Source organism: Enterobacter sp. BNK-18 (assembly GCF_047456135.1).
Taxonomy (GTDB): Bacteria; Pseudomonadota; Gammaproteobacteria; order Enterobacterales; family Enterobacteriaceae; genus Enterobacter; species Enterobacter ludwigii.
The window spans coordinates 3809117-3825137 of record NZ_CP179899.1 but is presented as its reverse complement, the minus strand read 5'-3'; the positions used below and the strand labels follow the sequence as shown (position 1 = coordinate 3825137).

The following is a 16021-nucleotide window of genomic DNA, read 5'->3' as shown; positions in this document are numbered from 1 at the left end:
TGACCGCCTTTTTTATTTGTATTGAACGAGACCAACCATGAGCCATAACGACACTATCGTCGCCCAGGCAACCCCACCGGGACGCGGTGGTGTAGGCATTCTGCGTATCTCCGGCCTGAAGGCCCGCGAGGTCGCCGAAGCGGTGCTGGGTAAACTGCCAAAGCCGCGCTACGCTGATTATCTGCCGTTTAAAGACACTGACGGCACGCCGCTGGACCAGGGCATTGCGCTGTGGTTCCCGGGCCCGAACTCCTTTACCGGAGAAGACGTACTGGAGCTGCAGGGCCACGGTGGCCCGGTCATTCTCGACCTGCTGTTAAAACGCATTCTGACGCTGCCGGGCCTGCGCATTGCAAAGCCAGGTGAGTTCTCCGAGCGTGCCTTCCTGAACGACAAGCTCGACCTCGCACAGGCAGAAGCAATTGCTGACCTGATCGACGCCAGCTCCGAGCAGGCAGCCCGCTCCGCACTGAACTCGCTTCAGGGCGCGTTCTCGGCGCGCGTGAATCATCTTGTGGAAGCACTTACTCACCTGCGCATCTATGTCGAAGCAGCTATCGATTTCCCGGATGAGGAGATCGACTTCCTCTCTGACGGTAAAATTGAAGCTCAGCTCAATAGCGTGATGGCCGATCTCGACGCGGTGCGTGCCGAAGCACGTCAGGGTAGCCTGCTGCGCGAGGGGATGAAGGTCGTAATTGCGGGCCGCCCTAACGCCGGTAAATCGAGCCTGCTCAACGCCCTGGCGGGCCGTGAAGCGGCGATCGTCACCGACATCGCCGGTACCACCCGCGACGTGCTGCGTGAGCATATTCATATCGACGGTATGCCGCTGCACATCATCGACACGGCAGGTCTTCGCGACGCCAGTGACGAAGTAGAGCGCATCGGAATCGAACGTGCCTGGCAGGAGATTGAGCAGGCTGACCGCGTGCTGTTTATGGTGGACGGTACCACGACCGATGCCGTTGATCCGGCGGACATCTGGCCCGACTTTATTGCCCGCCTACCGGCAAAACTGCCGATCACCGTGGTGCGTAACAAAGCGGATGTGACCGGCGAAACGCTGGGTATTAGTGAAGTGAATGGCCACTCACTTATTCGCCTGTCGGCCCGTACCGGTGAAGGCGTTGACGACCTGCGCAACCATCTCAAACAGAGCATGGGCTTTGATACCAGTATGGAAGGCGGCTTCCTTGCGCGCCGTCGTCACCTTCAGGCGCTGGAAGACGCGGCACGCCACCTCGATCAGGGGAAAGCACAGCTGCTTGGCGCATGGGCGGGTGAACTGCTGGCGGAAGAGCTGCGTCTGGCGCAGCAAAATCTGAGTGAGATAACCGGCGAATTTACCTCGGACGATCTGCTGGGACGGATTTTCTCGAGCTTCTGTATCGGCAAGTAATTACCGCTGATGATGGGTGATTTCCTCCCGGGAAATCACCTTTGTCCAAATGGCAACTCGCCTAATCCCTTTTATCCCCCTATTCTGCTTGCCTGCATCTATGGGGGGTTTATGGCTCGTTTTCTGTTTTGTAGTTTTGCGCTGGTTCTGCTCTATCCATCGGGTATTGATATGTATCTGGTGGGGCTGCCGCACATTGCCCGCGATCTGGGTGCCAGCGAGGCGCAGCTGCATATTGCGTTTTCGGCCTATCTCGCCGGGATGGCATCATCGATGGTATTTGCCGGGAAAATCGCGGACAAAGCGGGTCGTCAGCCCGTGGCCATTACCTGTGCCATCATCTTCGCGCTGGCGTCAATGCTCTGCTCCCTGGCCCAGGACAGTACCCTGTTCCTGACAGGACGCTTTATCCAGGGGGTAGGTGCCGGTGGCTGTTATGTGGTGGCCTTCGCCATCCTGCGCGATACCTTAAGCGCCCAGCGCCGTGCCAAAGTGCTTTCCATGCTCAACGGTATTACCTGCATCATTCCGGTGATGGCGCCGGTGGTGGGCTATCTGATCATGCTGAAATTCCCGTGGCAGAGCCTGTTCTGGACGATGGCGGCCATGGGTGCGCTGGTCTTTATCCTCTCGATCACGGTGCTGAAAGAGACCCATCCAGGCTCGCAAAACGCAGGCCATACGGCAACCCTTCATCCGGCCGAGACGCTGCTAAACCGCTTTTTCCTGAGTCGCCTGGCCATTACCACACTGAGCGTGGCGGTGATCCTGACGTATGTAAACGTTTCCCCGGTATTGCTGATGGAGACCATGGGGTTTGATCGCGGTGAGTATTCCACCGTGATGGCACTCACCGCGATGGTCAGTATGGCCGTCTCGTTCTCGACGCCGTTCGCACTGAATATCTTCCGTCAGCGCACGCTCATGCTAACTTCGCAGGTGCTGTTCCTCGCTGCGGGGGGGATTCTGGCGACCACCAGCACACATGCGCTGATGCTGGTAGGGATTACGCTGATTTGCGCCGGCTTCTCCGTCGGCTTTGGCGTGGCGATGAGTCAGGCACTTGGCCCGTTCTCGCTGCGCGCGGGTGTGGCAAGCTCGGTACTGGGTATTGCGCAGGTCTGCGGTTCGTCGCTGTGGATATGGCTGGCGGCGGTCATCGGCCTTAATGCGCTCAATATGCTGATCGGGATTCTGATTGGTTGTAGCATGCTCTGCATTACCTTACTTATGGTCATCCAGCCCGCGGCCCATTATGAAGAAGCCAATCAGCAGTCTCGATCTTAACCTGTTGTTGTGCCTGCAGCTTTTGCTGCAGGAGCGCAGCGTAACCAAAGCCGCGAAACGGATGAACGTGACCCCGTCCGCGGTAAGTAAATCGCTGGCGAAACTGCGCGACTGGTTTGACGATCCGCTGTTTGTGAAAACACCGTTAGGCCTGCTGCCGACACCGCTGACGATGAGTCTGGAGCAGGATCTGGCCGACTGGATGCAGATTGGCAATCAGATCCTCGATAAATTCCATCATGACTCCCCGGGCGGGCTGACGTTCGTGCTGGCCGCGGAAACGCCTCTGATGTTGATCCGTTTTAATGCCCTGCTCGAGCAGGTCAATCAGCGCTATCCACAGGCCACGGTAAAGATGCGCCACTGGGATTACGACTCGGTGGATGCCATTACGCGCGGAGAAGTCGATCTTGGCTTCACGGGCCGTGAAACGCATCCGCGCTCCCGCGAGCTGTTGAAGCTGATGCCGTGGTTTATCGACTACGAAATTCTGTTCAGCGACCGCCCCTGCGTCTATTTGCGCGAAGATCATCCGGCTCTTCAGGAAGAGTGGAATCTGGAGACTTTCCTGCGCTATCCGCATATCAGCATCTTCTGGGAGCGCAGCGACACCTGGGCGCTTGATGAGGTGCTCAGAGAGATGGGACGTGAGCGTAATATCGCCATGAGCCTGCCCGGTTTCGAACAGTCGATGTTTATGGCGGCGCAGCCCGGCCATAACTACATCGCCACGGCGCCACACTACTGCCATCACTATAATCAACTCCACCAGCGTAAGCTGATCGCCCTGCCCATTCCCATTGATGAAGCCCAGGCTGAAAAACTGACCGTTCCTTTCACGCTGATCTGGCATAAACGAAACAGCCATAATCCGAAAATCCTCTGGCTCCGTGAGACAATCAAAGCGCTATATGCCGCTCCAGCGCTTATTTTTGCCTAAGAAAATGTAAAGTTGGGTCCTCAGGCTTCTCTTACTCCCATTTACTGATTAAAACAGAAGGCAAGTTAAGCGATAATCATGTAACCGTTTAACCGAATACGACCATTATCAAGGAGCGAAAAATGGCAACGCACTTTGCAAGAGGGATACTGACAGAGGGACATCTCGTATCGGCCAGAATTTCATCCGCGTGTCACCAGGAAGCACGTAAACTGCCGGAGCATCGCCGGACGCGGTTTTTGGCATCCCGCGCGCTTCTCGCTGAGCTGATGTTCATGCTGTACGGCACCAGTGAACTGCCGGATATCCTCACCCAACCTGAAGGCCGCCCGGTCTTTGCCGACCCGGAGCTGCCGCGTTTCTCCATTGCCTATACGGGCAATATCATTGGCGTCGCGCTCACCACTGAAGGGGATTGCGGCCTGGACATGGAGCTTCAGCACGCAACCCGCGGCTTCCACGGCGCGAACCCGCACGATGACTACCCGCTTTCCAGCAATGAAAAGCTGTGGGTGCGTAACCAGAACGATCCCATCGAGGCCAGAGCTCAGCTCATTACCTTACGCCAGAGCATTCGAAAGCTCTGTGGCTGTGCATCAGACGACGCCAGCCTGCTGCAATTGCTTCCAGGCTCCGGACGCCTGCGTTCCGCTAAAGCCACGCTGGTAGAGGCGCTCAGCGATGCTGAAGACGTACTGATTTGGTCCATCGCGGTGACTCCCGCCATCGAACGATTGAAAATCTGGGAATTTGACAGTCAACACGGATGGAGTAGCCTTCCGGATGTGCCCGAGCGAGCCAACGAACCCGCCGCGCGCCTGATGAGATTAACCAGTTTACCGGCAGAAAAAGCATATACCCTTAGCTGATCCATTCAGGGTCATCATGATGAAACAGGAGTAATCATGTCTGATACGTTGAAAGTTGTTACGTTACTGGGAAGCCTGCGCAAAGGTTCATTTAACGGGATGGTTGCCCGCACGCTGCCTCAGCTGGCACCGGCAGGTATGGACATTAGCGCCCTGCCATCGATTGGCGACATTCCGCTTTACGACGCGGATGTGCAGCAGGAAGAAGGGTTTCCACAGAGCGTAGAAGCGCTTGCAGAGCAGATCCGTCAGGCAGACGGCGTGGTCATTGTTACGCCTGAATATAACTACTCCGTCCCGGGTGGCCTGAAGAACGCCATTGACTGGTTATCCCGTCTCCCGGAGCAGCCGCTGTCGGGTAAACCGGTGCTGATCCAGACCAGCTCTATGGGCGCGATTGGCGGGGCACGCTGCCAGTACCATCTGCGTCAGATCCTGGTCTTCCTGGATGCGATGGTAATGAACAAACCGGAATTTATGGGGGGCGTGATTCAGAACAAGGTCGACCCGCAGACGGGTGAAGTGGTGGATCAAAGTACGCGTGACCATCTTTCTGGCCAGCTCACCGCGTTTGGTGATTATATTAAGCGAGTGACAGCTTAAACGTAGCCTGACACCCTCACTCTGGCCCTCTCCCACAGGGAGAGGGCGCAAACACAAAAGCCCTTTTCGTCGAAAAGGGCTTTCTGTTTATTTGGCATCAATAAAAACAATCTTCAGCACAAACAGCAGCGCCACAATGATGACGCACGGGCTGAGGTCGCGGAAGCGACCGGTACCAATCTTCATGACGCAGTAGGAGATAAAGCCCAGCGCGATACCTTCGGTGATCGAGAAGCTAAACGGCATCATCACCGCGGTAATAAACGCAGGCACCGCTTCGGTTAAATCATCCCACTTCACGCGCGACAGGCTGGAGGTCATTAACACCCCCACGTAGATCAGCGCGCCGGCTGCCGCATACGGAGGCACCATGCCCGCCAGTGGTGACAGGAAGATCACCAGCAGGAACAGGATACCCACCACAACCGCCGTCAGACCGGTACGGCCACCCACAGAGACACCTGAAGAGGATTCAATGTAAGCGGTAACAGACGATGTACCGATAAACGCGCCGGTGACAGAGGAGACACTGTCAACAAACAGCGCCTGCTTCATGCGCGGGAATTTCCCATTCTCATCCGCCAGGCCGGCTTTGTCGGTCACGCCAATCAGCGTACCGGAGGAGTCAAACAGGTTAACCAGCATGAAGGAGAAAATCACGCCCGCCAGCCCCAGGTTCAGGGAGCCTGCCAGATCGACGTGCCCAATGACGGTAGACACGCTCGGTGGCGCGGAGACAATCCCTTTGTACTGCACATCGCCCAGCATCCAGCCCAGTAGCGTGGTGACCACGATGGAAACCAGCACGGCCGCATGAATATTGCGCGAAGCCAGGATAGCGATGATAAAGAAGCCCAGCACGCCCAGCAGCACGTTGTGCGAGGTCAGGTGACCGATGCTCACCAGCGTGTCCGGGTTAGCCACGATAACGCCTGCGTTTTTCAGACCCATCATGCCGATAAACAGACCAATACCGCTGGTAATCCCCACGCGCAGGCTCACCGGAATATTGGCTATCATCCAGTAACGTACGCGGAAAATGGTCAGCAACAGCAGGCCAACCGCGCCCCAGAAGATAGCGCCCATGCCGACCTGCCATGGCAGACCCATCGCCTGGACGACCACGAACGCGAAGAAAGCGTTCAGACCCATTGCCGGGGCCAGCGCCACGGGCAGGTTAGCGAACACACCCATCAGGATACTGCCCAGCGCAGCGATCAGACAGGTGGTCACGAAGACGGCGCTGGTGTCCATGCCAGCAACGCCAAGAATTTGTGGGTTAACAAAAACGATATAGACCATCGTCAGGAAGGTGGTGAAACCGGCGATCACTTCGGTGCGTGCCGTTGTGCCGTGCTCACGCAGTTTAAACACGCGCTCAAGCAGACCCTGACCAGATGTCTGGGTAGTGTGTTGTTGACTCATCATCAATTTCCGAACAAGGAGGGAAAATTCGTCGCTATCCTATACCAAAATGCGACAATAGTGGCGGTTACAAGATACTTTTTTCATTGATTTTGCTTATACGGCAACGATTGCGTCTCATTAAACTGCCGTACGTAAACGTTAAACTTGTAAAAAGGGAAAGGCATGTCCGGAATTGAAGCGGTATTTTTCGACTGCGACGGTACGCTGGTCGACAGTGAGGTCATTTGTTCCCGCGCGTATGTGACCATGTTCAGGGAATTTGGCATTACGCTGGATCTCGAAGAGGTGTTTAAACGCTTTAAAGGTGTGAAGCTCTACGAGATCATCGACATCATTAACGAAGAGCACGGTGTGGATCTGGCGAAAGCAGATCTGGAGCCGGTCTACCGCGCCGAGGTCGCACGCCTCTTCGACTCCGAACTGGAGGTCATTGCCGGGGCGAATGCGCTTCTGGATGCGATGACGGTGCCCATCTGCGTGGTCTCGAACGGTCCGGTCAGCAAAATGCAGCACTCGCTGGGTAAGCTTGAAATGTTGCACCACTTCCCGGAAAAACTGTTCAGCGGCTACGATATCCAGCGCTGGAAGCCAGACCCGGCGTTGATGTTCCATGCAGCAAAAGCGATGAACGTTAACGTGGCGAACTGCATTCTGGTGGATGACTCTTCTGCGGGAGCGCAGTCGGGGATTGATGCGGGTATGGAGGTGTTTTACTTCTGCGCCGATCCGCACAACAAACCGATCGATCATCCAAAAGTGACGACCTTCACCGATCTGGCGCAGCTGCCAGAATTGTGGAAGGCTCGCGGGTGGAATATTACTCGCTAAAAAAAGCCGGATAGCGCTGACGCTTATCCGGCCTATAAGGCTCGCAGGCCCGGTAAGCTCAGCAGCACCGGGCATGTTAGCGCATCACTCTTTCGGATCTTTACCCGCCAGCAGCTTGTCCAGCTCATCGCCGCCAACGTGACGGAAATCCTGTCCTTTCACGAAGTAGAAGATGTATTCGCAAATGTTCTGGCAACGGTCACCGATACGCTCGATTGAGCGCGCGCAGAACAGCGCGGTCAGGACGCTTGGGATCGTACGGGAGTCTTCCATCATGTAGGTCATCAGCTGACGCACGATGCCTTCATACTCCTGGTCGACCTTTTTGTCTTCACGGTAGATACGTACCGCTTCGTCCAGATCCATTCGCGCAAAGGCATCCAGTACGTCATGCAGCATCTGCACGGTATGACGACCCAGCGACTCGAGGCTCACCAGCAGTGGCTGGTGCTGCTGAGAGAATTTCTCCAGCGCGGTGCGGCAGATTTTATCCGCAACGTCACCAATACGCTCCAGCTCGGCGATGGTTTTGATGATCGCCATAACCAGACGCAGGTCGCTCGCCGTTGGCTGACGCTTGGCGATAATACGCACGCAGGCTTCATCAATGGCGACTTCCATCATATTGACGTTTTTATCACCTTCGATAACGCGCTTCGCCAGCTCGCTGTCCTGGTTGTGCATCGCGGTAATGGCATCGGAAAGCTGCTGCTCAACCATGCCACCCATGGTCATCACCTGAGTGCGAATACTTTCCAGCTCTGCGTTGAACTGGCCTGAAATGTGTTTGTTAAGATTGAGATTGTCCATAGCGCGCTCCTGAATCAACCGTAACGACCGGTGATATAGTCTTCTGTTTGCTTTTTAGCGGGCTTGGTGAACAGATCGTCCGTATTGCTGAACTCAATCAACTCGCCCAGGTACATAAACGCCGTGTAATCGGAACAACGCGCAGCCTGCTGCATGTTGTGGGTCACGATAACCACGGTGTAATCCTGCTTCAGCTCGGTGATCAACTCTTCAATACGGCCGGTTGAGATCGGGTCCAGAGCTGAACACGGCTCATCCAGCAACAACACTTCCGGGCGAATGGCGATACCACGCGCAATGCACAGACGCTGCTGCTGACCACCGGAGAGAGAGTAACCGCTCTGGTGCAACTTATCTTTGGTTTCGTTCCATAATGCGGCCTTGGTCAAAGCCCACTGAACGCGCTCATCCATATCCGTACGGGAGAGCTTTTCAAACAGACGTACGCCAAAGGCGATGTTGTCATAGATGGACATCGGGAACGGCGTCGGTTTCTGGAACACCATCCCGACTTTCGCACGCAGCAGGGCGATATCCTGGCTGTTGGTCAGAATGTTATCGCCGTCCAGGATGATTTCACCTTCGGCACGCTGCTCCGGATAGAGCGAATACATTTTGTTAAAAGTACGCAGCAGCGTGGATTTACCACAGCCAGACGGACCGATAAATGCCGTGACCTGGTTCCTGGCGATATCCAGGTTGATGTTCTTCAGGGCATGGAATTTGCCGTAGTAGAAGTTCAAATCACGAACCTGAATCTTACCCGGGGCAGTATCAACCATACTCATTGACTCATTTCCTCATTCGGCGCCGCGATCTGCCGCGCCGTAAAAATTTAACCGTGTTTCTGCTTCGCGAAAATGACGCGCGCCAGAATGTTCAGCAACAGTACGCAAAGGGTAATGATCAGCACCCCGGCCCAGGCCAGCTGCTGCCATTCCGCGAATGGGCTCATCGCAAATTTAAAAATCGTCACCGGCAGGTTGGCGATCGGCTGCATCATGTCCGTACTCCAGAACTGGTTGGAGAGGGCAGTAAACAGCAGCGGCGCCGTTTCGCCTGCAATACGGGCAATGGCCAGCAGGATACCGGTCATGATCCCCGATACGGAGGCTTTCAGCGTAATCGCAGAGATCATTTTCCACTTCGGCGTGCCCAGCGCGTAAGCCGCTTCACGCAGGCTATCCGGCACCAGTTTCAGCATGTTCTCGGTGGTACGAATGACGATAGGTACCTGCAGCAGCGCCAGCGCAATCACACCTGCCCAGCCGGAGAAGTGTTCCATTTGCGCCACCACAATGGTGTAAACAAACAGACCGACCACGATAGACGGCGCAGACAGCAGGATGTCGTTAATGAAACGAATCACCTCTGCCAGCCAGGATTTACGCCCGTACTCCGCCAGATAAATCCCCGCCATAATGCCAAGCGGCGTACCAACTACCGTCGCCCAGAGGATCAGCAAACCGCTTCCCGCCAGGGCATTCGCCAGGCCGCCACCCGCCGTATTTGGCGGCGGCGTCATCTCGGTGAACAGTGACAGCGACATCCCGTCGATGCCGCGCACAACGGTCGAGAACAGGATCCAGACCAGCCAGAACAGACCGAACGCCATCGTTGCCATTGAGAGCGTCAACGCAACGCGGTTTTTGAAACGACGCTTCGCCTGCATTTTGCGACGGGATTCCGCCAGCGCAGTGGTGCTTTGCATTTCGAGAGTTGCCATTAGCGTGCCCCCTCATTTTTTGCGAGACGCAGGATCATCAGCTTGGAGATCGCCAGCACAATGAAGGTAATCACAAACAGGATCAGGCCCAGTTCCATCAGCGCCGCGACGTGCAGCCCGGATTCCGCTTCGGCAAATTCATTCGCCAGTGCGGAAGTAATACTGTTACCCGGCATGTAGAGGGAGGCGCTGTCGAGCTGGTAGGTGTTACCGATAATAAAGGTCACCGCCATGGTTTCACCCAAAGCACGGCCTAAACCCAGCATGACGCCGCCAATCACCCCATTTTTGGTGAACGGAAGGACGATGCGCCAGATAACTTCCCAGGTGGTGCAGCCGATGCCGTAGGCCGACTCTTTCATCATCACCGGGGTTTGTTCGAAGACATCGCGCATTACCGCCGCAATGTACGGAATAATCATAATGGCGAGGATCACCCCCGCAGCCAGAATACCGATACCGAAAGCCGGGCCAGAGAACAGGGTGCCGACAAACGGAATGGCAGAGAGAACATTACCCACCGGTTCCTGGAAATACGTTGCGAACAGGGGAGCAAAGATAAACAGGCCCCACATGCCGTACACGATACTTGGAATAGCGGCCAGCAGTTCAATGGCGATACCCAGTGGACGACGCAGCCAGCCCGGCGCCAGTTCCGTCAGGAACAGGGCGATACCAAAGCTCACCGGCACCGCAATCAGCAGGGCGATAAACGAGGTCACCAGCGTGCCGTAAATCGGCACCAGCGCACCGTAGATATCGTTCGGCGCATCCCACTCTTTGGTCCACAGGAAGGAGAAACCAAATTTCTGGATGCTCGGCCAGGAGGAGAAAATCAGGGACACGATAATGCCGCCCAGCAGCAATAGCACAATCAGCGCAGCCAGTTTGACCAGCGCGCTGAAAATCATGTCACCTTTTTTACCCGGAGGGTTAAATGCAGGCTTTGTTGCAGCCATAAATCACTCTTCTGTTAAACGCGTTTACGAAATCGGCGGGTAGCGCGAGCGCCACCCGCCATTTTCGTCAGAATACTAAATTAATACAATGCTTTACCGCTGCTGTCTTTCACGTTGGTTTTCCATGCAGCGCGAATCTGCTCAACCACGTTGTCCGGCAGGGTGGCGTAATCCAGCGCGTTAGCCTGTTTGCCGCCGTTTTTGTACGCCCAGTCGAAGAACTTCAACACTTCAGCGCCCTGCTCAGGTTTCTTCTGCTCTTTGTGAACCAGAATGAAGGTGGTAGAGGTGATTGGCCACGCACCGTCGCCTTTCTGGTTAGTCAGATCCTGAGCGAAGGATTTGCTCCAGTCAGCGCCTTTTGCAGCGTTAGCAAAGTTCTCTTCAGTCGGGCTGACTGGCTTGCCATCGGCAGAAACCAGTTTGGTGTAGGACAGGTTGTTCTGCTTAGCGTACGCATACTCTACATAGCCGATAGAACCAGGCAGACGCTGTACGAACGCGGCGATACCGTCGTTGCCTTTACCACCCAGACCGGTTGGCCAGTTAACGGTAGAGCCGGAACCGACTTTAGATTTCCACTCTTCGTTCACTTTCGCCAGGTAGCTGGTGAAAACGAAAGAGGTACCGGAACCATCTGCACGACGAACCACTGCGATGTTCTGCGAAGGCAGTTTGACACCCGGGTTCAGTTTGGTGATGGCTTCGTCATCCCATTTTTTGATTTTACCGAGGTAGATGTCACCCAGGGTTTTGCCGTCCAGGACCAGCTCGCCTGATTTCAGGCCTGGAATGTTAACGGCCAGCACAACACCACCGATAACGGTCGGGAACTGGAACAGGCCTTCCTGCGCCAGTTTGTCATCAGACAGTGGAGCGTCTGATGCGCCGAAATCAACGGTATTCGCGGTAATTTGTTTTACGCCACCGGAGGAGCCGATACCCTGATAGTTAACCTTGTTACCGGTTTCTTTCTGGTAGGTATCCGCCCATTTGGCATACACCGGCGCAGGGAAGGTTGCACCAGCGCCAGTCAGGCTTGCTTCTGCAAATACAGAGAACGCGCTCAGAGATAAGGTCGCGGCGACAACAGTTGCGACAGTGGTACGCATAACTTTCATAATGTCTCCTGCAAGATTTTCGTAAATCGTTGTTTAGTGGCTACGATGAGCAAAATAGGACAAACAGGTGACAGATAAATGTACGAATTATGACAGTTTTATGACAATGAAAATTTAGCTTAAATGTCAGTAAAAATTCATTTAATTATCATCTAGTTAACCACTTACATGACAGCAAGTTTTCAGAAATATTTTCTTTATGTGACACTGAAAAAAGTAGCTGAAGATGACAGATTGTCATAAATAAAAATGCGGATGGGTTGATTAAAAACAAACCATGAAGGGTAAAAAAGCTCCACCCGAAGGTGGAGCCTGAGGGGATTATTCTACGGTGACCGATTTCGCCAGGTTACGTGGCTGGTCAACGTCAGTGCCTTTGATCAGCGCGACGTGGTAGGCCAGCAACTGCAGCGGAACGGTGTAGAAGATAGGGGCAATCACCTCTTCCACATGTGGCATCTCGATGATGTGCATATTGTCGCTGCTCGCAAAGCCGGCGTCTTTATCGGCGAAGACGTACAGTACACCACCGCGGGCGCGGACTTCTTCGATATTGGACTTCAGTTTTTCCAGCAGTTCGTTGTTAGGTGCCACAACGATGACCGGCATGTCTGCGTCAATCAGCGCCAGCGGGCCGTGTTTCAGCTCGCCTGCTGCGTAAGCTTCCGCGTGGATGTAGGAGATCTCTTTCAGCTTCAACGCGCCTTCCAGCGCAATTGGATACTGATCGCCACGGCCGAGGAACAGGGCGTGATGTTTGTCAGAGAAATCTTCCGCCAGCGCTTCAATGCGTTTGTCCTGAGACAGCATCTGCTCAATACGGCTTGGCAGCGCCTGCAGGCCATGAACGATGTCATGCTCAACAGCCGCATCCTGCCCTTTCAGACGCGCCAGTTTCGCCACCAGCATCAGCAGAACGGTCAGCTGAGTGGTAAACGCTTTGGTGGAGGCCACGCCGATTTCCGTGCCTGCGTTGGTCATCAGCGCCAGATCGGATTCACGAACCAGCGAAGAACCCGGCACGTTACAGATGGCCAGAGAGCCCAGATAGCCCAGCTCTTTAGAGAGACGCAGCGCCGCCAGGGTGTCCGCCGTTTCGCCAGACTGGGAAAGGGTGATCATCAGGCTATTACGACGCACCGCGGATTTGCGGTAGCGGAATTCTGAAGCGATTTCCACGTCACACGGAACACCGGCCAGGGATTCAAACCAGTAGCGGGAGACCATACCGGAGTTGTAGGAGGTACCGCAGGCCACGATCTGAATATGCTCAACCTTACCGAGCAGCTCATTGGCGTTGGCACCCAGTTCGCTCAGGTCCACCTCGCCGTGGCTGATGCGCCCGGTCAGGGTGTTTTTGATGGCGTTCGGCTGCTCGTAAATTTCTTTCTGCATGTAGTGGCGGTAAGCGCCTTTGTCGCCTGCGTCGTACTGCAGATTGGATTCGATCTCCGGGCGTTTCACCTGCTCGCCTTTGGTATCGAATACCGTCACGCTGCGACGCGTCACTTCCGCGATATCACCCTCTTCCAGGAAGATAAAGCGACGGGTAACCGGCAGAAGTGCCAGCTGGTCAGAGGCGATAAAGTTCTCGCCCATGCCCAGACCGATAACCATTGGGCTACCGGAACGTGCGGCCAGCAGCGTGGACGGATCGCGTGAATCCATGATTACCGTACCGTATGCACCGCGCAGCTGAGGGATAGCGCGCAGCACCGCTTCACGCAGTGTACCGCCCTGCTCCAGCTCCCAGTGAACCAGGTGAGCAATAACTTCGGTGTCGGTTTCAGAGACGAAGGTATAGCCGCGCGCTTTAAGTTCTTCGCGCAGCGGTTCGTGGTTTTCGATAATGCCGTTATGCACGACCACGATGTGTTCGGACACATGCGGGTGCGCATTGCCTTCAGACGGTTCGCCGTGGGTCGCCCAGCGGGTGTGCGCAATACCCGTACCACCGTGCAGCGGATGATCTTCCGCAGCCTGGGCCAGCATCTGCACTTTACCGAGACGACGCAGACGGGTCATATGCCCTTCTGCATCCACAACTGCCAGACCGGCAGAGTCGTAACCACGGTATTCCAGACGACGTAAACCTTCGAGAAGGATTTCAGCAATATCACGCTGCGCAACTGCGCCAACAATTCCACACATAGTTTAATTTCCTGATTATGGCGTTATGCCATGCGTTGTCGCTGACCTGTATTTGCCCTTTCCGGGCACCCCGAGCCTTGTAGAGAGTGGGGTTATTGTTATAAGTACTGCCTTTGGGGGGAGGATTATGTTATCCCCTCACCCCATCCCTCTCCCCAGAGGGGCGAGGGCAAAAAACACCGCACCGAACGAGCGCTCTCCTCGCGAGAGAGAGCAGGGTGCAGGTCGTTACTTTTTCTTCACCGGGCGTTTCCAGCCCTGCTTGTGAACCTGCGGCACGCGGCTCAGCACCAGCTCATTGTCGGCAACATCGCGCGTCACGGTCGTCCCGGCGGCAATGGTTACCCCGTTCCCGACCGTCACCGGTGCCACCAGCTGTGTATCAGAACCGACAAACACATCATCACCGATGATGGTTTTAAACTTGTTGGCACCGTCATAGTTGCAGGTGATTGTTCCTGCACCAATGTTCACGTTATCGCCAATCTCTGCATCGCCCAGGTAGGTTAAATGGCCGGCTTTGGAACCTTTGCCCAGACGCGCTTTTTTCATCTCAACGAAGTTGCCAACATGGGCGCCTTCGAGCAATTCAGCGCCAGGGCGCAGGCGTGCGAACGGCCCAATGGTGCATGCCGCGTCCAGATGTGCATCTTCAACCACGCTGTACGGGCTAATGTCGCAGTCGTCACCGATGACGCTGTTTTTGATAACACAACCGGCACCAATTTTGACGCGGTGGCCAAGCGTGACGTTGCCTTCAAGGATAACGTTAGTATCGATTTCAACGTCGCTCCCGTGAGATAAGGTCCCGCGCAGATCGAAACGCGCCGGGTCGCGCAGCATAACGCCTGCCAGGAGCAGTTTTTCAGCCTGTTCGGACTGATAAACGCGTTCCAGGCGGGAAAGCTGAAGGCGGTTATTCACCCCTTCGGTTTCGCTAATCCGTGCCGGATGAACCGCCGCAATCTCACGCCCTTCCTGATAGGCCATCGCGATGATGTCGGTGATGTAGTACTCACCCTGCGCATTATTGTTGTTGAGCTTCGACAGCCAGCGCTTCAGGTCCGCGCCATTGGCAATCAGGATACCGGTGTTGATCTCCTGAATCTGACGCTGTGCGTCGCTGGCATCTTTATGCTCAACGATACCCGTTACGTTACCGTTTTCGCGGGTAATGCGGCCATAGCCGGTCGGATCGTCAAGTACGACAGTTAACAACCCGATGCCACCCTGCGGTTTAGCTTCACGCAGGCGGGCAAGGGTGTCGACAGAGATCAGCGGGACGTCGCCGTAAAGCATCAGAATATCTTCGTCATCCGCAAAGAACGGGGCGGCCTGCTGCATGGCGTGTCCAGTCCCCAACTGTTCTGCCTGAAGCACCCAGTTGAGTTTGTCATCGTTCAGCGTCTTTTTAAGCAGATCGCCGCCGTGACCATAGACCAGATGGACCTGACGAGCACCCAGTTCATTAGCGGCATCAATGACATGCTGCACCATCGGCTTTCCTGCCAGCGTGTGCAGTACCTTTGGAAGATCGGAATACATGCGGGTACCTTTACCGGCGGCAAGGATGACCACGCTCATTGTATTGTTCAACATACGCGTCCTGACTGTAATTTGAGTAAGAAGTTAAACCCGTTGACGTTGAAAATTCTACATATTTTGCGTCATAAAATGGAGTGGCGGTAAAACGTTCAACATCAGCCAATAATGGCTATTTGAGGCGATTTTTAGGGGCAGAGTAAACCCCTTTTTCTCTGGAAAATAGCCTTCTCGCGGTAAGTCGCTAGCACACACAATAGCTTAGCTATTCTTTTGGATCATGAATAAAGATCGGTGTGATACGAAACCATAAAAAAAGCCAGCCTGGAAACCAGACTGGCTTTGTGCTTTTCAA

Annotated in this window: 14 protein-coding genes; 6 read left to right on the top strand and 8 right to left on the bottom strand. The window is 54.9% G+C overall.

Annotated features, from left to right (window positions below; genetic code table 11):
- Positions 1 to 37 precede the first annotated feature (37 nt).
- From mnmE to ACMGG3_RS18390, 5 genes are all read left to right on the top strand, one after another.
- The gene (gene mnmE / locus ACMGG3_RS18410; protein ID WP_014172299.1) at positions 38 to 1402 is read left to right on the top strand and encodes a tRNA uridine-5-carboxymethylaminomethyl(34) synthesis GTPase MnmE; all 1365 of its coding nucleotides are present in this window, start codon (positions 38 to 40) and stop codon (positions 1400 to 1402) included.
- A 111-nt stretch (positions 1403 to 1513) separates the two neighbouring features.
- A complete protein-coding gene (locus tag ACMGG3_RS18405) occupies positions 1514 to 2689 on the top strand; it encodes an MFS transporter (protein ID WP_068795368.1) in 1176 nt (391 codons plus the stop codon).
- Positions 2658 to 3629 carry an HTH-type transcriptional regulator YidZ gene (gene yidZ / locus ACMGG3_RS18400; RefSeq protein ID WP_040018322.1) on the top strand — a complete coding sequence of 324 codons (972 nt, stop codon included), beginning with the start codon at positions 2658 to 2660 and terminating at the stop codon, positions 3627 to 3629. The genes ACMGG3_RS18405 and yidZ overlap by 32 nt, the downstream gene beginning before the upstream one ends.
- Positions 3630 to 3751: 122 nt before the next feature.
- A complete protein-coding gene (locus tag ACMGG3_RS18395; RefSeq protein WP_014172296.1) occupies positions 3752 to 4498 on the top strand; it encodes a 4'-phosphopantetheinyl transferase family protein in 747 nt (248 codons plus the stop codon).
- Positions 4499 to 4534: 36 nt separating this feature from the next.
- A complete protein-coding gene (locus ACMGG3_RS18390) occupies positions 4535 to 5101 on the top strand; it encodes an NADPH-dependent FMN reductase (protein ID WP_414149359.1) in 567 nt (188 codons plus the stop codon).
- Positions 5102 to 5188: 87 nt separating this feature from the next.
- Here the strand turns inward: ACMGG3_RS18390 and ACMGG3_RS18385 are convergent, their stop codons facing one another.
- Positions 5189 to 6526 (bottom strand): NCS2 family permease, encoded by a 1338-nt coding sequence (locus ACMGG3_RS18385; RefSeq protein WP_138614807.1) that lies wholly within the window; start codon positions 6524 to 6526, stop codon positions 5189 to 5191.
- Positions 6527 to 6691: 165 nt separating this feature from the next.
- On the opposite strand from ACMGG3_RS18385, the gene yieH reads away from it, so the two are divergent.
- Positions 6692 to 7357 carry a 6-phosphogluconate phosphatase gene (gene yieH / locus ACMGG3_RS18380; protein WP_014172293.1) on the top strand — a complete coding sequence of 222 codons (666 nt, stop codon included), beginning with the start codon at positions 6692 to 6694 and terminating at the stop codon, positions 7355 to 7357.
- A gap of 84 nt (positions 7358 to 7441) precedes the next feature.
- Here the strand turns inward: yieH and phoU are convergent, their stop codons facing one another.
- The 7 genes from phoU to glmU all read right to left on the bottom strand — a co-directional run bounded on the left by phoU (position 7442) and on the right by glmU (position 15723).
- The gene (gene phoU, locus ACMGG3_RS18375; RefSeq protein ID WP_008500182.1) at positions 7442 to 8167 is read right to left on the bottom strand and encodes a phosphate signaling complex protein PhoU; all 726 of its coding nucleotides are present in this window, start codon (positions 8165 to 8167) and stop codon (positions 7442 to 7444) included.
- A gap of 14 nt (positions 8168 to 8181) precedes the next feature.
- Positions 8182 to 8955 carry a phosphate ABC transporter ATP-binding protein PstB gene (pstB, locus tag ACMGG3_RS18370; RefSeq protein WP_014172291.1) on the bottom strand — a complete coding sequence of 258 codons (774 nt, stop codon included), beginning with the start codon at positions 8953 to 8955 and terminating at the stop codon, positions 8182 to 8184.
- A gap of 47 nt (positions 8956 to 9002) precedes the next feature.
- Positions 9003 to 9893: a phosphate ABC transporter permease PstA gene (gene pstA / locus ACMGG3_RS18365; RefSeq protein ID WP_014172289.1), complete on the bottom strand. Its 891-nt coding sequence runs from the start codon at positions 9891 to 9893 to the stop codon at positions 9003 to 9005.
- The gene (pstC, locus tag ACMGG3_RS18360; protein ID WP_014172288.1) at positions 9893 to 10852 is read right to left on the bottom strand and encodes a phosphate ABC transporter permease PstC; all 960 of its coding nucleotides are present in this window, start codon (positions 10850 to 10852) and stop codon (positions 9893 to 9895) included. The genes pstA and pstC overlap by 1 nt, the downstream gene beginning before the upstream one ends.
- 80 nt (positions 10853 to 10932) lie before the next feature.
- On the bottom strand, positions 10933 to 11973 hold the full coding sequence (pstS, locus tag ACMGG3_RS18355; protein WP_014172287.1) for a phosphate ABC transporter substrate-binding protein PstS: 1041 nt from the start codon (positions 11971 to 11973) through the stop codon (positions 10933 to 10935).
- Between the two features lie 321 nt (positions 11974 to 12294).
- Entirely contained in the window at positions 12295 to 14124 is a 1830-nt protein-coding gene (gene glmS, locus ACMGG3_RS18350) for a glutamine--fructose-6-phosphate transaminase (isomerizing) (protein WP_044857050.1), read from the bottom strand.
- A 228-nt stretch (positions 14125 to 14352) separates the two neighbouring features.
- Positions 14353 to 15723 (bottom strand): bifunctional UDP-N-acetylglucosamine diphosphorylase/glucosamine-1-phosphate N-acetyltransferase GlmU, encoded by a 1371-nt coding sequence (gene glmU, locus ACMGG3_RS18345; RefSeq protein ID WP_025202719.1) that lies wholly within the window; start codon positions 15721 to 15723, stop codon positions 14353 to 14355.
- Between the last annotated feature and the right edge of the window lie 298 nt (positions 15724 to 16021).